Consider the following 17,314-nt stretch of genomic DNA (forward strand, 5'->3'; position numbering starts at 1 on the left):
AACTCGGGCGGGTGAGGTGGTGGCACGAGACACTTCTTTCCCAAGTTGATCAAGGTCAACTCAGATGAGGTGTCCGTGGAACCGGGGGAAGCTCACGCCACGATGTGCGGGTTGTGATGCTCGCCGTTGGCGCCCGGGCCGTAGAGGTAGCGCAGCAACCCCTGGACCCGGACACCCCGCAAGACCTTCCCGATCACGACGCAATGCTCAGGGCCAATGCCTTCACGATCACGGCAGCCGCCTTCTCAACTCCTCGGCCAGGTCGTCCAGCTTGCAGACCGTCTGCGCGGCGGCACGGGCATACCACTGGATCGTCGACGACACCTCCCCCGAATTCAGCGCAGCGACAGCCTGGTTGAGATTGACGCCGATCCGCTGCGCCTGACCACGCGCCTGCATGACGGCCTGCAATACCTCGCGCATCTCGTTGTGCTCTGCTCGCGGCGTCCCGCTCGCCGCAGCAAGCAACGTCAGCGCCGCCCAGGCCGCGGTCGCCAGCCGCTCACGCTCGGCCGCCCTCGACACCGCCGCGTGCTCGTCCTCCGACAGGAGGATGTACAACACCCGCTTCCGCTTCGACTCGCCATGAGCTCGGCGGTTGCGTCGCCTCGCCATGCCCGACGAGGACTCGCCGCACCCCTCTTCGACCATCAGCCTCCTGACCTGGGATCGCGCTCGATCCCGCTCCCACTGCGGACCGCGCCCGGTCCGCAGCCGATAACGCTTGCGTTTTCCATTTCTTGCCCTGCGCCCTGCGTCTGCGCCAGCGCGGCACAGGGACAGGGTCGGCGCCCAGCTTCTCTCATCGCACGCGAGTGCAGTCACTTTAAACATCGGCGCGTCGTACTGTCGCTCAAAAACAACCGGAGACCACCAGGGAGAGCCGGGCGCCGTCTCGGTGCCGGGGTGGTCGCTGTGTCGGTGCCACCGGGCATAGTGCCGCTTATGTTCAGTGGACTTCACGCCATCGGCTGGTCGTCGATGGAGCATGCGTACGGCTCAGCCGAGGAGGTCCCGACCCTCCTACTGGCGCTGCGCTCCTCAGACTCAGAGGAGCGGCAGAAGGCTCTCGGCAGGTTCTATGGCGCGGTCCATCACCAGGGCGATGTGTACCCGTGCACGACGGCGAGCCTTCCGTTCCTGTTCGAACTTGCAGATGACGTCACGACGCCCGACCGGTCCGACATCGTGGAGCTGTTGGTCAGCATCGGATCGCAAGCCCTCGATCGCTGCAACGGGCAGTACGGCGCCAATGAAGAACACGTTGAAGCGGTGGCGGCCATGCGCAGCCGTGCTGAGACGCTCATCCGCTTCACCGGCGATCCCGATGTCTGCGTGCGCCGAGCTGCGATCCCCGGGCTCGGGTCATTCATCGACGACGTCGACCGGGCTTCGACGGTGCTGCGCGGTCGGCTGCCCGCCGAGCCGAGCATCGTAGAGCAGTTGCTGATTGTTGAAGCGATGGCAATCCTGGCCCTGCGCCTGCCGGAGCGCGCCGAGGCTCAGGTGATGGCGTGGTTCACCGAACTGGCCGCCGACCCGACCACAGCCCCTCAAACCAGGCTCGCGGCCGTGGTCCAGCGGGCTCGCTGCGCACCCGAGCGAATTGATGACGGCACCATCGCGACCGCGATTAACCTGCTGCGCGAACTGGAAGATGCCGCCGTGACGGCCGAAGCATGGTGCGATCCGCCTCGCCCAGCGAGCCCCACGGCCTCCGAAGACGAAGCACCACCGCAGGTCGTCGCCGCTTTCGAGGATCTCGAACGACACCGTCAGCTCCACTCACTCACCACAGATCTGCTGCACACCTTCCATTCGACTTTGGCGGCAAAGGTCCCGCAGCGCACGGCGCTTCTCGCCGAGCAACTGTGCAGCCGCGACCTAGGCTCCTGCCTGGACGCCATCCGGATGGGCGCCGGGCTCATGAAGTCCTGGCGCGGAGACCACGCACGGCTCATCAACCTCGTCGCCGAACACCTCAACGCGCCTCACGATCAAGTTGCTGCAGAGGCGGCGGCCACGTTGAACTCTTGTCATGCGATCGCCGAACCGGCTCGCGAGGCCCTGGCGGCGCACGTTGCCGCGCAGTACGCCATGTACGGGCCGGATGTCTGGTTCGCGCCCCAGCCGCACCTGCGCAGGAGTCATCAAGAGGCCGTTCAAGCACTGGCCCGTCTCGGCGATGTACGAGCGTTGCCGAGCCTCCTCACGGCCCTGGACAGCGGAGACGACGCCTGGCGGGCCGTGCAGGTCGCCGGAACACTCCCGCAAGCCGCCGACCAACTGGTACCCCGCCTGTGCAACCACCTGAGGAGTCTCGACCTCACCCAGGAACTGTGGGAGATGAGCGCACGCTCCGACCTGTCGTCCCTGGCCGCCCTCGCCGACGACAGCGCGATCGGCGTGATCACAGAGACCCTCGCTACAGCAATTCCGCACGAGCTCTGGTCGGCCGCACGCTCAGCCCTGGAAGCGCTAAAAGCGTTCGGCTCGTCAGCGGCCCCCGCTCTGCCAACGATCCGGTCCCTGATCACGGCCTCCGACGCACTTGTGCGTCCCGCAGCCGTCGCCGCGCTGTGGGCCGTCGTAGGCGACCCGGACGAAGTCATGCAGCCGTTGCTCAAACTGCTCGACGACTCAACCCCGTTCCGGATCAGCGCGGCAGCCGACGTACTGGCCGAAATCGGCCCTCCCGCGCAAGAAGCACTGCCTCGCCTACGAGACCTGCTGACCCACAGCTACGAATGGGTCCGCGTCCCCTGCGCGTCCGCCCTCTGGGAGATCGGGGGCGACGCGGAGGCGCCGGCCGTGCTGGACACGCTCCTCCAAGCCTGGGAGCAGAACCCTGCGACCGCCAACCATGTCGTGGCATCCCTGGACCGCATGGGCCCCGCCGCACGACCCGCCCTGCCTCAGCTTCGCTCCGAGCTTCTCCATGCTCGGCGTCGCGGCAGATACGACAGCATCGACAACGACGAAGAACTGCAGGAGATCACCCGCACCCTCATCGAACGGCTGACCGGAAACTAACCTCTCCGCCAGACGCGGTATGCGGCCCAGGCCGGTGATCCGGCTTGGGACCCCGGTATGCCGGTGCGGCTTCAGGCCGCGGGGGTGACGGTGAACCGAGGGCTTGGAGTCGGCGGATGTGGCCTTGCGCCTTCCAGGGCTGGCCGCTTCTGTCTGCTTGGGCGGATGCCGCCTCGCAGGTGATCACGACATCGGGCGGAGTTGTCGTGCCCCGGCACGAACGCCGCTCGACGGGCCCACCGACCAGGCGCGGACGGAAGGGCCCGCGCACGTCGCTGAGCACCCGCTCGTATGCCTCCAGGAGAGGGGCGATCCGTGGCTCGCATCTGCCCACATGGCCGACCGACGCACGCGGCCTGGTCCAGTGCGTGCGTCGGTCGCGGCGCCGTTTCTCCGGCTTGAGCCCTATTCGGCGTCGCCGGTCGCGGCCTCGGATTCAATCGGTTCGGTAGACCTCGTGCCAGCGCTCTCGCCCTGCTCGCCCGCCTCGAGGGCGGCGTAGCGGCGCCGTTGAAGATCGTCGCGTTCCGTGTCCGGGATCGTCATCGACTCGGCGAGCACGGCGGCGAGCGCGTCCACGTGTGCGTTCTCTATGTCGGCCTGGAAGATCAACCGAATGTTCTCATCGGGCGTGATGACGTCGATCGCCGAGCGCCCGTTTCCGTCCTGTGCGGCCGCCCGGACGTACCGCACCTGGTCGATCGGAATCTCCTGACCGAGCTGGCCTTGCTTACGGAATGCGTTGGTCCTCGCCATGATGATGCGGCGATCCGTGACGGCGACCAGGTTCTTTGCCGCCTTGTCGATCGCTGCTGCCGCCATGTCCCTCGCTGCCGCCACCATCTCTTTCGCTCCGCCCGAGGTCGCACCAAAGGAACCGAGGACATCGAGTTGCTCGGGGAAACCGAGGGCGCAGAGGGCCTCACCGTCCTCAAGAAACCATCGCAGGGTGCGAAGATACGGTCCGCGGTCCAACGACGCGGGTGCGCAGACGACGTCCGGATCATCAAGCGGAGGAACTGGTGGATGGAGAGCATCGGCAAGAGGCTCGATCGCCTGGAGAAGTTGGGCGCAGGTCAGGCGGGCGGCCTTCGAATCCTTCCGACTGCGGGTCAGCGGCATCGTCGCGCGGCCGGGAAGCTCGGCGATGATTCGCAGTTCCCGCGTCAGTGAGTAGACGAGGCTCCTCATCTCGATCAGAGCGGAGTCGCGCTCTGCGCGAGTGTCGCGCTCAATGACTTCGACGAGCCCCTTCTCATCTTCCCGTCCGGCGGCGTTCACCTTCGCGGCGAAGAGCACCTGATACTTGGTCCATGCTTCGAGGGATGACCGGAGGGCATAGGTATCGAAGACGATGGCCTCGGCGTTCATTTCGAGATACTCACGGCGGCCATGTGCCGCCAGTTTTTTGATCTTTCGGATGTGACCCCCGACGTTCTCTCGGTACTGGTCCCTTGCCTTGAGAAGCTCTGCTCGCTTGGGCGCGATGGTTTCCCACACGTGCAGTGTGACCAATTCGAGTTCTTGCGCCTCACCGAGGGCGGTATCGACGGCTTTAACGAGTCCCTTCAGTGTGGACCACTGCTCGTGGTACATGGTCGTGAGTACCTGGCTCGTCAGCGCGATATTGGTCTTGACGAGGCCTGCGACCTCGCTCAGCTGCAACTGAAGGGCGACCATGGCCAGCGCCGGCCCGACGGCGGCCATCCTCTCCGCCGTGCTGACCTTAGTCACTGGGATGAAGCGGGCTTGATGAAAAAGCTTGCCGTTGAGGAATACTGCCCCGATGTTCGCGCCATCCTTGACGGCAAGCGTTCCGCCGGCGTTCAGTATGGCCCGTGTCGCGTCGGTGATCCGGTAGATCCCCTCCACGCTGGCGAATGCGTTTGCGAGGTTGCCGCCCAGGTTCGCCGCATTTCCGGTCGAGGCGAGGAGCATGGTGATCTTCTCACGGTCGGTGACCGGCAGGAGTCTAGAGTCGATCGGCTCAAGCTTGAGGTCGCGCTTGAGCTTTTCCGGGACGTCACCGAAGGCGAAAGCAACCCCTGGTAGCACCTCCGCCAAGACCGTCGATACCGTTGTTGATTCGCTGTCCGAGCCGGGTGTTGATTCGTCCACATCCGGTGAGATGGCGGCATCGCTCTGGCCGTTCTCATCAGGCTCGGAGTCATCCATCGAATGCGAAGTGTCCTGCATGCGTTTCTCCTTATGGCGGGGGCGTCGGGGGGTACCGGTGTTCGCTGGTGGATGACGACGGCACAGCGTGCCGTCCCTCTCGTGTCGTTCGGGCTAATTGGGCAGCTGGTGTACGTGGCACCGCCCCTCAGGTAGTTCCTTGGCAGCACTGCGGATGACGTGCTCGTGGTGCGTGAAGACGATGACCTGGAACCGGTCCGCCATGCCGTCCAGGACTCGTAGCGCCGCCTCGGTTCGCGGTTCGTCGAACGTCATGAAGATGTCGTCGACGGCGATGGGGAGGGCGTTGCCGACTGCGGCATGGCGCTCGAGAGTGGCCAGGCGCAGCGCCAAGTAAAGCTGGTCGCGCGCGCCCTCACTCAGGGCGGCGGGTCCCAGCAACTTTCCCGCGGACGACTTGGCGCGGATGCTCGGGCGCTCCTCGTCGGACAGTTCGAGCCCGGTGTAGCGACCGAGGCTCAACTGAGTGAACATCTCGGAGGCCTGCGCCAGGACGGGTTCCTGGTCGCTGCTCCGGTACTCCTCTATGCAGGCCAGGATGGCGATCCTCGCGGCTTCCAGGCGCAGGAACTCTTCGGCGCCCTCGGCGAGTTCGGCACAGATCTGGGCGATGTCGGCCTCGGCGCGGGCGGCCTCGCCACCCCCGTTGAGACCGTCGAGCACCTGCCGTCGCGCCAGACGTTGTTCGAGCCAGGTGGCTTTGGCCTCCCCCAGTCCCTCGATATCACGGTCGAGCTCGGTCAGCTCGTCGGCGAGTTCCTCAGCGGACGTCTTGTCCGCCTGCTCGCGAAGGACGATCAGCGCCTGCCCCGCCGGAAGCGCCCGCCGGATGTTCGCGAGAGCGGTGGACTTCTCTCTCAGGGCGGCGGCGCGCTGGACGGCCGCCTCCAGTTCGGCGATCGAGGAGAGATCCAGGCGTGCAGAGAAGTCCTGCAAGCGGCTTTCGAGCCCGTTCAGTTCAGCCTCCGCGTCGCTTACCCGCTTGGCGAGGTCGGCCTTTTGCTTGAGCAGGTTCGTGCGTTGCTTCGCGCCGTCCCGCTGCTCCTCCAGATCCTGCGCCAGCAGCTCGATGGCTTGGCGCCAGCCGGCGACGGCTGTCGGCACACTCCGGCCACAGGCACTGAGCGTGTTCTCCAGCAGCTGCCCGAACTCGGAGATCCGCTGCTCGCCTTGGAGGAGTTTCTGCTCCATCGCCTCCGCAGCATCGACGTCCGCCGCCACGTGGGACAGGCTTTCCAGGTCCGTGAGAGCGGTGTCGAAGTCGCGGTCGGTGGCGAGGCCTGCGCTGCTCAGGAAGCGCTGCCATTGCCCATCGTGAACGGCCACGGCCTTCTCGGCTGCGGCCTTCACCGATTCCGCTTCCTCGAGGTCGGTGTCCGCGTTGGCCAGGTCGCGCTGTTTGGCTTCTCTATCTCGGGCGATCTGCTGGTGTTCGTCAAGGCGTTCACGTGCCATCTCGACGATCTCGGCGAATATCGCGGAGGCCTGGGCTGTACCCACGACGACCGGCGCGTCCTCACCGAGGCGCAGCAGGTGCTGGAGCCTCGCCGTGTGGGCGTCGAGGCGTTCGCGCTGACCTTCGAGTTCGATGCGGACATCCTGGAGTTCTTGCGCGTCGGTCTGGAGCCGGCCGAAGGCGTCCAGGACCTTGGTCGCCCCTTCGACATCGGGCGCAGGAGCCGGATACCCCTCCCACAGCGACTCCCAGCGCCGCTGGTCCAGCTCCTGTTCGGCGAGCACGTCCTCCACGGCCGTCTGATGGGCGGGTACGGCCGCTTCCAGGTCGGTGATCTCGCGCAAAAGCTCAGCCCGCTTGTTGACGCTCTCCGCATGCCGCAACATCATGTCGGCGGTGTCGTCGGCCCGCCGGACGGCCTCGCTGAGCGAATCCATGATGCTCGGATCGTCGCGGAACCGCGCGATGAGATCGTCACGCTCGACTCGGCGCGCTTGAAGCTCGTCGTGTGTCGGCGGCGCGTCATCGGTCACGAGCCGCTCGAGGTCGCGCCGGCACTTCGCCAGTTGCCGTTGCACGTCGTCGAGTTCTCTGGCGCGAGCATCGAACCGCTGCTTGAGGTCGCGGAAGGCCTGCACGGCTCCGGTGACCTGCTCGTGGTCGGGGAGCCGGAGCTCCAGGACGTCGGCGGGGGCGATCTCGGGCAGTTCGAGCCGGTTCCGCGCCTGGCGGAACCGGCGGTCCAGCTTCTTCTCGTCGGCCTCCGTGTCGGCGAGCTTCCCTGGCAGGTCCGCGGGGATCGACGCGCACGCGTTCCGCAACTGCGAGGCATCCTCGCCCGCTGGGAGGGTGCTCAGCTCCTTACCGAGTCGCTCGTGCTTGTCGCGGCATCGCTTCACCGTGTCGCGCGCGTGATCGAGGTCATCGCGGAACGTCCGGCCCTGGTCCCGGAGCTCCCGTCCCTTCCTACGCAGAGCGTCCGGAATCCGGTAGAGCCCTTCGTCGGCCAGAGTCGCATGCGGGTGAACGTCACGCAGCCGCGACTCGGCTTGGTCCCGCTTGTCTGCGATCTCATCGGACGCCGAGTTCTGCCGATCCAGCTCGTCGACGATCGCCGTGATGCCCTTGGTCAACTGGTCGATCTCGGCGGCATGCGGGAGGAGCGAGTCGTCCTGCACCGTTTCAGAGAGTTGCCGCTCGGTTCCCTTGAGGAGGTCGGCGTTCGTCGAGTGCACGGCCTTGTGCTCGCTTCGCCGTTGGAGCAGTTCCGGGAGCTGAGCGCGGATGTCGTCGGGGGCCACGGGCCCTTGGGCACTGATCTCCTCGATCTGTTCTTCGAGATCACGGCACTGATCCAGCGCGGGCAGGTTCTGCTGGAGTCGATGCTTGGCATCCCGCAACCGCTGCGCGGCCCGCCACTCGGCCTCGGTCTCGGCGAGGCGTCGCTCCGTCTCGGCGGCGGACTGTTCGGCCTCCCGGTACTGCTCGGGGCGGAGGGTCGCCTCGCGGGACCTCTGCCAGAGACCCTTCAGCCGGTCCAGCGCAGCATTGATCGCGGGCTTCTTTCCCTGCTTCAGGAACAGCTCGCGCTGGCGGAGCTCGATCTTGTCCAGGACGGCGTTGAGGCGCATCCCAGACCGTGCGGCGGCGAGCAGTTGGGCCATGTCGCCCTCGCCGGAGGCGAGCAGTTCCCCGCCCTTGCGGAGTTCGGCGCTGTTGAGGGCGAACTCGGTGGTGAAGGTCTTGCGGTCGACACCGCCGAGGAAGGGGGCGAGCGCGTCTTCGCTGAGCGGGTTGCCGTCACCGTCCACGAGGTCGTCCTTGCGCTTCTTCCGGCGGACGATCTCCAAGGCCACCCCGTCGGCCGCTGAGAGCCGGGCACCGAGCCGTGTCCGGTTCCCGTGCAGGAAGGCGTAGCGGGAGTTGTGGTGAATGCCGTACAGCAGCTGATCGAAAGCGCTGAGCGCCGTGGACTTGCCCGCTTCGTTGGGGCCGTAGACCAGATGAACGCCGGCCCTGCCCAGACCGTCCAGGCTGTGGCCGTTGAAGGCGCCGTAGGCGATCAGGTCGAGACGTTCTATGCGCATTCCGGTCACCGCGCTTCCTGCAGCAGGGACTCCACGAGTTGGTAAGCCTCGTCGGCCAGATTCCCGACCCACTCCGGGTCGTTCGGGGCGATGCCCTCCGGGCCTCGGATCTGGGCCGGGATCCTTCCGATGAGCGGGTGGCTCGAGAGCCTGGCCATCAGACCGTCCGGATCAGCGCCGAGCGCGGAGAGGGTGCGGCGAAGGTCGGTCAGGATCCCGGAGGTGCCCTCGGTCGAGTCGCCGCTGTCTTCACCGGACGTGTGGACCTTGATCTTCTCCAGCCACAGGTTCGGGTGGTGGCCGGCCGCCGCCCGGAGTTCGTTGAGGATCCTTTCGTGGTCACGCCACAGCGCGGCGTGCGCCGACGTCGCACCGGTGAGGGTCACCCGGACGGCGGTCAGCCGTTCCTCCGGGATCTCCTGGAAGCGCTGCTCGACGAGGCTGAGTACCTGGTCGATGTCGTCGCGGCCCGTGACGTCGACGTCGAGACTCTCCCAGCGGGCGGTGTCCAGGTCATGGTGCTCGACCGATTCGACCCGGAGGTCTGTGTCCACGGTGACGACGATGCAGCCCTTCGGTCCCGTCTCACGGGCGTGCCGTCCCTGGATGTTGCCGGGGTAGACGATCCACGATTCCCGGCTGACGATCTGCTGGGTGTGGACGTGGCCGAGCGCCCAATAGTCGTAGTCCCGCGCCTGGAGGTCCGCAACGGTGCAGGGCGCGTATCGCTTGTGGTCGGAGTAGCCGCCCTCGAGACCGGTGTGCAGCAAGCCGACGTTGAACAGGCCACCGTCACGCGCTGGATATCCGGCGGCAAGGTTGTCGCTCAAGTCCCATCGGGCGAAGCCTTGGCCGTGAACTGCAAGCCCCGCCTGTTCGTTCCGGACGGTCTCGGGCTTCCCCGTCGCGAAGACGTGCACATTGTCGGGGAGCTTGAGCGTGCGCATCGTGCGGTTCTGCGCGTCGTGATTGCCGGAGACCATGTAGACGGGGATGCCGGCCTGCCCGAGGAGTGCCATCTGCCGACTGAAGTAGAGGCCGGTCTGGTAGTCCTTCCACTCCCCGTCGTACACGTCGCCGGCCAGCAGCACGGCGTCCACTGACATGTCGGTCGCGAGCCGGACGAGGTTGTCGAGGGCTCTCCGAGTCGCCAGCCTCAGGTCGTCCTCCGGAGCTCCTTCGTAGCGGGACAGGCCCCGCAGTGGACTGTCGATGTGAAGATCGGCGGCATGCAGGATCTTCATGCTCTCCCTTTTCAGGTGGGGTCGGCGACCGATGCGGGGATGGCCCTGGAACTCCAGTGACCTGCGAAACGGTAGCCGCGTGTTGCGACTTGTCTGCTTAAAGAGACGAAACAGCGTCATGTGGTGACCGGGTTGGGCCATGAAGCGGCGTCTCGCATCACGAACCGCCTTTTCCTTGGCCCGGTCCCTGATCAGGCGACCTGGGCTCGCGCAGCCTCGGAGAACAGGGGGTTGGTCATCGCGACGACCTTCGGGCGGAAACTCCCCTTGGCGCACACGAGACCGGTCGCCTTCTCGCCGGGCGCAAGGCTCGTGGTGTCGATCTGGCCCTCGTACTCGCCGAGGGCGGAGCTGCTGTCGTGCTTGGTGTTCTTGGTGTCGGTGATGGAGAAGTAGAGCGGGTTGACTTCGAGCTGCTTCTTGGTCTGGTTGGTGACGGTGACCTTGACGCAGGACAGGGCGCCGCCGTCGCTCAGGACGCTCTTGCTCGCGTGCGCCCGCTTGGCGGTGAGCTTGATCGGGAAGGCCTTGCCCTTGGACGCGGCGCCGCTCTTGCCCGTCGACTTGCCCGGGTCGGCCGACTGGACGGCGACCGGGTCCTCTTCGAAATTGCAGCCGACGGTGAGGACGGCGACCACGGCGAGGCCAAGGATGATCTTGCGCATGGGGTGCTCCTTTGTGTCCGGGCACGTTCTGCATGGCGCCCTGGGGATGGGATTCGTGATGGAGGGGCGCCGCCGCCCGCTTAGGGGTAGGGCTGGTCAAGCGGACGGCGGCGCGTCTTCGGGGGAGCGGAGGCTGCGGCGGGCCTCCGCATGGGCTGGTCAGCCCTCGGCGACCGCGAGGAGCTCGTAGAACTCCTCGGCGTCGATGACCGTGATGTCGTGACCGGAGTCGCGGAGCCGCTCGGCCTTGGCGAGCTTGCCGGTCTTCTTCGCCCCGGGGGCGAGCTTGTGGGGTTCGATGCCGCCGACCACCAGCAGGTCGACGGACCCGGTGACGCGGGGGACGGTCCAGGCTCCGAAGGCGGCGATCCGTTCGGCGGCCGCCGTCCTCGTCATCCCTGGCAGTGATCCGGTGAAGCAGACGGTGAGTCCGTAGAACGGGTTGTCCGGGTCGGCGTTGGGCTCGGCGTCCGGGTACGGCTCGCGCCGTGAGGCTCCCCGGTGCTTGCACCCCCGGCGGACGCCGCCGCGGTAGGAGCCCATCTGGATCCGGTGGACGGCCAGGAGGTCATCAAGGGTGGCCGTTCCCTGCCGTCTCAGCGCGGCGAGCATCACCTGGGCCGCCGCCCGCGCGTCGTCGCCGGCGTCGTGGTGGTGCGGCAGTTCGATGCCCAGGGCGTCGGCGAGTACCGGGAGCTTGTAGGCGAGCAGGCCGGTCCAGGTCCGCCTTGCGACGACGAGCGTGCAGGCGAACCGGAGGTCCGGGACGCGGAGGCCGCTCGCCTGGCTCGTGTCGGCGAGGACGCCGATGTCGAAGGCCGCGTTGTGCGCCACGAAAGGGGTGCCGCCGGCGAACTGGACGATGTGCTCCAGCGTCTCCGGCCAGCCGGGGGCGTCTCTGACGCGGTCCGCCGTGATGCCGTGGATTCCGACGTTGTAGGCGTCGAAGTGGTCGTGTCCGTCCGGGGGTCTGATCAGCGATGACCACTCCTCGACGATCCGCCCTCCCTTCACCTTGACCAGTCCGACCGAGCACGGGCTTGCCCGCCGGGCGTTCGCCGTTTCGAAGTCGATCGCCACCCAACTCGTCATCCTCGCCCCTAGCGTCGAGCCGTTGAAAGCATGACTATGAGAGCACGACGTGAAAGCACTGTCAAACAGCTTTGCATCATTGGATGCTGTACAGTGGGGCTGCTCCCGAAAGCTGACGAGGAAGTTCTGATGGCATCGCAGAGCGAGCAACTGACCGCCGCCGAGATCTCTCGGCTCGCCGGGGTGACGCGGGCGACCGTGAGCAACTGGCGCCGGCGCCACCCCGACTTTCCGCAGCCCAGCGGGGGGACGGAGGCCAGCCCCAGCTACGACCGGGCGCAGATCGAGGCGTGGCTCGACGCGCGAGGCCGCCTTCCCGCGCGCTCGTCCAGGGACGACCTGCGGGCGCACCTGCACGGGCGCCCGCCGCGTGAAGCCGAGGCCGTGGCCCTTTTCACGGCACACCTGGCCGGACTGGACACCAAGAAGCGCCCTGAAGCCGCGGCCCTGGACGACAACGCACTGATCGCGCTGTACGCGGAAGCACTCTCGTCGACCGGAGCCGGTCAATCGGGCCTTGCGGACGTCCCCGCGCAGCTCCTGCGCTCGGCGGCGAAGGTGGCGCACGAGGAAGGCCCGCTTGCCGTCTTCGACGTCCTCGACGATCAGACCGAAGGACCGGTCGGCATCCGCGGGACGCATCCGACGTCGGAGGCGCTCGCCGACCTGATGGCCGGGCTGGCGACGTCCGAAGGCCAGCGTGTCCGCAGCGTTCTCGACCCGGCCTGCGGGAGCGGGCGCCTCCTCGCCGCGGCCGCGGCCGCCCTCAAGCCCGGCGCGAGCGTGAACGGCCAGGAGTACCGCCCTGTCACAGCGGCCCAAGCGAAGACCCGGCTGGCCGAGACGGTGCCCAAGGCTTCCGTGGACGTCAGGACCGGGGACAGCCTGCGCAACGACGCCTTCCCCGACCTGCTTGTGGACGCCGTGGTGTGCAACCCGCCCTACGGCGACCGCGATTGGGGGCACGACGAACTCGCCCTCGACACGCGATGGGCCTACGGCGTGCCACCGCGCTCGGAACCGGAACTCGCCTGGGTCCAGCACGCGTTGGCGCATCTGGCCGAGGGCGGCTGCGCCGTGCTGCTGCTCCCGCCGGCGACCGCGTCACGCTCCTCCGGCCGCCGCATCCGGGTCGAACTGCTGCGGCAGGGGGCACTGCGAGCGATCATCGCGCTGCCGCCGGGCCTCGCCGTACCGCACCACATCGGGCTTCACCTGTGGATACTGCGGCGCCCCGAAACCGGCCGCTCCGGCCCGGAACAGGTCCTGCTGATGGACGCCTCCGACGAGGCCGCCACCACGGAGGAGCCGTCCAGCCAAGGCAAGGCGCCGGACACGGGCAAGCTCCGCAAGACGATCCTCAGCACGTGGGAGGCGTTCACCGCGCCGGCCGAGTTCACCGAGATCCCGGGGACCGCCCGCGCGGTGGCGACGATCGACCTCCTGGACGATCTGGTCGATCTCTCACCGGCACGGCACGTCCGCACGGCGCCGATGGTCACTCCGGACGCGGCCCTGCGCGATGTCCTCAAGCTCGCCGCGCGCCTCAAGGCGGACGTGGCCGCGCTGGCCGAGGCGAGCGAGATCGGGCCCCCGGCCTCGGCCGGGGAAGCGAGCCGCACCTGGCGCAGCGCCACGATCGCCGACCTCGCTCGCGGCGGTGCGCTCGCCGTCCACCGGGGAGTGCGGGCCTCCTCTGCCGATACACCGTCCACCGACCTCGCGGACCGTCCCGTACTCCGGGCCCGTGACCTCCTCGGCGGGAGGCGGGCCAGCGGCGACGCACGCGAGACGCCCCTGGCCGACCCGTTCGTCATCAAGGCGGGAGACGTCCTGATCACCCAGGTCGTCGGCCCTCAGGGCGTCGCAACCCGGGTGGCCGGCGACGACGACGCCGGATGCCTGCTCGGCAACGGCGTGTTCCTGCTTCGTCCCGACCCGGCACGTCTCGATCCGTGGTTCCTCGCCGGGTTCGTCAGCGCACCCGACAACGTCAACCAGGCGACCACCGGCAGCTCCACACCCCAGCTCGTGGCGTCCCGACTGCGCGTCCCCTTGCTCCCGCTGGACGAGCAGACCGCTTACGGCCAGGCGTTCCGAAAAGTCCACGAGCTCAGGAGGAGCGCACAATGCGCTGCGACGTGCGCCAACGAGATGGCCGACCTCATAGCCACCACCCTTAGCGGCGGAGCGCTGCTGCCCCATGGAGCCGAGTTGCCATGAGGGCCAGCGCCACGCGGCTCTGGTGAACCAGACTTGATAGCCCTTGCCCTGAGGCCCGCAACACCACGAAGGGAACCCCTTGAACCTGAGCAAGCACACCGAACTGGTGAACCACGCCTGGTCGGTCGCTGACCTTCTGCGCGGCGACTTCAAGCAGTCGGACTATGGCAAGGTCATCCTGCCGTTCACCGTGCTCCGCAGGCTGGAGACCGTCCTGGAGCCGACCCGGGCGGCCGTCCAGGAGACGGTCGAGCGGTTCAAGGGCAAGGACATGGACACCGACCGGTTCCTCCGCCGCGCGTCGGGCCAGTCGTTCTACAACACCACCGGCTACACCCTCGATAAGATCGCCAACGACCCGGAGCACGCGGCGACAAACCTCGCCAAGTACATCGCGGGCTTTTCTCCGAACGCGCGTGAGGTGCTGGAGAAGTACGAGTTCGCCCAGCAGATCAAGCGGCTGGACGGTGCGAACCTGCTCTACAAGGTCGTCGGACGCTTCGCCGACCTGGAAGTCCGCCCCGACGTGGTGTCCAACCACCAGATGGGCTACTTCTTCGAGGACCTCATCCGGCGCTTCTCCGAACTCTCCAACGAGACGGCCGGTGAGCACTTCACGCCGCGCGAAGTCATCAAGCTGATGGTCAACCTGCTGGTGGCACCAGACGCCGATGCGCTCAGCGTGCCCGGCGTCGTCCGCAAGGTACTGGACCCGGCCTGCGGCACCGGCGGGATGCTCAGCACGACCCAGGAGTACATCACCTCCCTCAACCCGGACGCGACCGTCGAGGTCTACGGGCAGGAACTCAACCCCGAGTCGTGGGCCATCTGCCGGTCCGACCTGATGATCAAGGGCCAGGATCCGGACCACATCGCGTTCGGCAACTCCTTCAGCGACGACGGCCACCGCACCGCCAAGTTCGACTACCTGCTCGCCAACCCGCCGTTCGGCGTCGAGTGGAAGAAGGTCAAGGAGGAGGTCGAGCACGAGCACGAGACGCTCGGCGAGTCCGGACGCTTCGGTGCCGGGCTGCCGCGCATCAACGACGGCTCGTTCCTGTTCCTCCAGCACATGATCTCGAAGATGAAGCCGCGGGAGGCCGGCGGCAGCCGCGTCGCGATCGTCTTCAACGGCTCCCCGCTGTTCACCGGCGCCGCCGAGTCCGGCGAGTCCCGCATCCGCCAGTGGATCATCGAGAACGACTGGTTGGAGGCCATCGTCGCCCTGCCCGACCAGCTGTTCTACAACACCGGCATCTCGACGTACTTCTGGATCGTCACCAACCGCAAGCATGAAGACCACGAGGGCAAGGTCATCCTGCTGGACGCCCGGGACTACTGGCAGAAGATGCGCAAGTCCCTCGGCGACAAGCGCAAGGAGATCGGCGACGGCCAGGACGGCTGCCCCGACCATATCGCCGAGATCACCCAGCTCTACAGCGACGCCCTGGAGGTCGCCGACGACCCCGAGCACCCGCTGCATGGCAAGGTGAAGGTCTTCTGCAACCAGGACTTCGGCTACCACCGCATCACCGTCGAACGTCCGCTCAAGCTCCGCTTCGAACTGACCGACGAGACCCTGGCGGCACTTGAGGCGGCCAGGCCGGTCCAGAAGCTGGGCTACTCGGAAGCCCTCATCAACGCGGTGCGCCCGCTCCTGGGTACCACCTGGCCGACCAAGGCGGAGATGCTGAACGCCCTCATGGGCGCCGTCGTGGACGCCGGCCTCCAGTGGCCGCCCGGCGCGCCGTTCGCCAAGGCCGTCCGCGATGCCATCGGTGTCCGCGACCCCGAAGGCGAGATCCAGAACGTGCGCAAGGGCGTCATCGAACCCGACACCGACCTCCGCGACTACGAGAACGTGCCGCTGGGCGAGGACGTCGAGGACTACCTCAAGCGCGAAGTCCTACCCCACGTGCCCGACGCCTGGATCGACCACTCCAAAACCAAGATCGGCTACGAGATCCCCTTCACGAGACACTTCTACGTTTACAAACCCCCACGCCCCCTCGCCGAGATCGACGCAGAACTCAAGGCCCTTGAGGCCGAGATACAGGCCCTCCTCAGCGAGGTGACCGAATGACCTCGCCTTTGAATAGAGTGCCGCTCTGGACAGCGGCACAGGAAGTGCGAAGAGTCGTAGATCCTTCGACGCTAGGGCGTCATGTGATTCACTACAGCATCCCTTCTCTAGACGAATTCGGCACAGGGCAGATCGAGGAAAGCGATTCAATAAAGTCTGCCAAGTTGGCTCTCTGCGGCGGCGAAGTGCTCATTAGCAAGCTCAACCCTAGGAAGAGCAGGGTCGTTTACGTCCACCGTGATCGACTTCCCCTCGTAGCTTCGACAGAATTCGTTGCCTTGCTACCACTTCCTGGCACCGATTCTCAATTTCTTGCATATACACTCGAATCGGAAACTGTTCGACAGGAACTTGATTCAAGAGCCCAGTCAGTGACGCGAAGCCACCAGCGTGCTGCGCCGGAAGACGTTTCTCATCTTTCAATATGGGTTCCGGACGTCGAAGAACAACGGCGTATCGCCGACTTCCTCGACGCCGAGACCACCCACATCGACCGGGCAGCCAGCATTCAGGAAAGGATTCTGACGACGCTCGAGGAACGCGAACAAGCGCACCTGGACATTGCAATCGATGACCTTGTCCAAGAGTGCGGATCTGCACCGCTGCGGCGCTTCGTGTGGAGTGTCGATCAGGGAGTCAGTCCACAGTGCGATGCTGTTCCCGCCAACGAGAGCGAGTGGGGAGTTCTCAGAGTCAGTTGCCTTCGCCCCGGAATCTTTCTCCCGCACGAGAACAAGCGGCTTCCCAAGGACGTGACCCCACATCATGAAAGCGAAGTTCGCGAGGGCGACCTGCTGATCACACGCGCCAACACGCCGGAGCTCGTGGGCTCAACTTCGGTCGTTCACAGGGTCCGCCCGAAACTCCTTCTTTCAGACAAAATATTTCGAGTCCGACTATCACCTGGAATGTCGCCCGATTTCGTCGCAATCGTGGCCCGCGGCAGCCGAATCCGCGCCTTGTGCGCATCCTCCTCTAATGGCGCCTCACAGTCAATGGCCAACATACGCTTCGAAGAAGTGAAGGCCTGGCCCATGCCGCTGGCCAATACGACACAACAAGATGATTTCGTCAACAAAATAACGCTAAATCGCTGCAAGATCGAAAAGATTAAGCCTCGAATTCAAAGTCAACTGGAGCTGCTAACGGAGAGGCGGCGGGCGTTGATTACGGCGGCGGTTACGGGGCAGTTCGATGTTTCCACGGCGTCCGGTCGTGGGGTTACGGAGTAGGGC

Annotated in this window: 10 protein-coding genes; 4 read left to right on the top strand and 6 right to left on the bottom strand. The window is 66.4% G+C overall.

Going from position 1 to position 17,314, the window contains the following annotated elements:
• Window positions 1-228: 228 nt before the first annotated feature.
• Complete coding sequence (locus AB0C21_RS41535; protein ID WP_500211846.1) at window positions 229-651, bottom strand: hypothetical protein; 423 nt, start codon at window positions 649-651, stop codon at window positions 229-231.
• Window positions 652-945: 294 nt separating this feature from the next.
• On the opposite strand from AB0C21_RS41535, the gene AB0C21_RS41540 reads away from it, so the two are divergent.
• Window positions 946-3,033: a HEAT repeat domain-containing protein gene (locus AB0C21_RS41540; RefSeq protein ID WP_500211848.1), complete on the top strand. Its 2,088-nt coding sequence runs from the start codon at window positions 946-948 to the stop codon at window positions 3,031-3,033.
• A gap of 405 nt (window positions 3,034-3,438) precedes the next feature.
• Here AB0C21_RS41540 and AB0C21_RS41545 read toward each other — a convergent pair whose 3' ends face one another.
• The 5 genes from AB0C21_RS41545 to AB0C21_RS41565 form a co-directional block, all read right to left on the bottom strand.
• Window positions 3,439-5,229: a hypothetical protein gene (locus AB0C21_RS41545; protein WP_500211849.1), complete on the bottom strand. Its 1,791-nt coding sequence runs from the start codon at window positions 5,227-5,229 to the stop codon at window positions 3,439-3,441.
• Window positions 5,230-5,322: 93 nt separating this feature from the next.
• On the bottom strand, window positions 5,323-8,772 hold the full coding sequence (locus AB0C21_RS41550) for an AAA family ATPase (RefSeq protein ID WP_500211884.1): 3,450 nt from the start codon (window positions 8,770-8,772) through the stop codon (window positions 5,323-5,325).
• A 5-nt stretch (window positions 8,773-8,777) separates the two neighbouring features.
• Window positions 8,778-10,136, bottom strand: coding sequence for a metallophosphoesterase family protein (locus AB0C21_RS41555; protein ID WP_500211851.1), 1,359 nt, complete (start codon window positions 10,134-10,136; stop codon window positions 8,778-8,780).
• A 71-nt stretch (window positions 10,137-10,207) separates the two neighbouring features.
• Window positions 10,208-10,681, bottom strand: coding sequence for a DUF4352 domain-containing protein (locus AB0C21_RS41560; RefSeq protein WP_500211852.1), 474 nt, complete (start codon window positions 10,679-10,681; stop codon window positions 10,208-10,210).
• Window positions 10,682-10,840: 159 nt separating this feature from the next.
• Complete coding sequence (locus AB0C21_RS41565) at window positions 10,841-11,773, bottom strand: exonuclease domain-containing protein (protein ID WP_500211853.1); 933 nt, start codon at window positions 11,771-11,773, stop codon at window positions 10,841-10,843.
• Window positions 11,774-11,902: 129 nt separating this feature from the next.
• Between AB0C21_RS41565 and AB0C21_RS41570 the strand changes: the two genes are divergently transcribed.
• The 3 genes from AB0C21_RS41570 (at window position 11,903) to AB0C21_RS41580 (ending at window position 17,311) form a co-directional block, all read left to right on the top strand.
• Window positions 11,903-13,996, top strand: coding sequence for an N-6 DNA methylase (locus AB0C21_RS41570; protein WP_500211855.1), 2,094 nt, complete (start codon window positions 11,903-11,905; stop codon window positions 13,994-13,996).
• A gap of 79 nt (window positions 13,997-14,075) precedes the next feature.
• Window positions 14,076-16,079 carry a type I restriction-modification system subunit M gene (locus AB0C21_RS41575; protein WP_500211856.1) on the top strand — a complete coding sequence of 668 codons (2,004 nt, stop codon included), beginning with the start codon at window positions 14,076-14,078 and terminating at the stop codon, window positions 16,077-16,079.
• 371 nt (window positions 16,080-16,450) lie between these two features.
• A complete protein-coding gene (locus AB0C21_RS41580; protein WP_500211857.1) occupies window positions 16,451-17,311 on the top strand; it encodes a restriction endonuclease subunit S domain-containing protein in 861 nt (286 codons plus the stop codon).
• Window positions 17,312-17,314 lie beyond the last annotated feature (3 nt).

Source organism: Spirillospora sp. NPDC049024 (genome assembly GCF_040649235.1).
GTDB lineage: Bacteria > Actinomycetota > Actinomycetes > Streptosporangiales > Streptosporangiaceae > Spirillospora.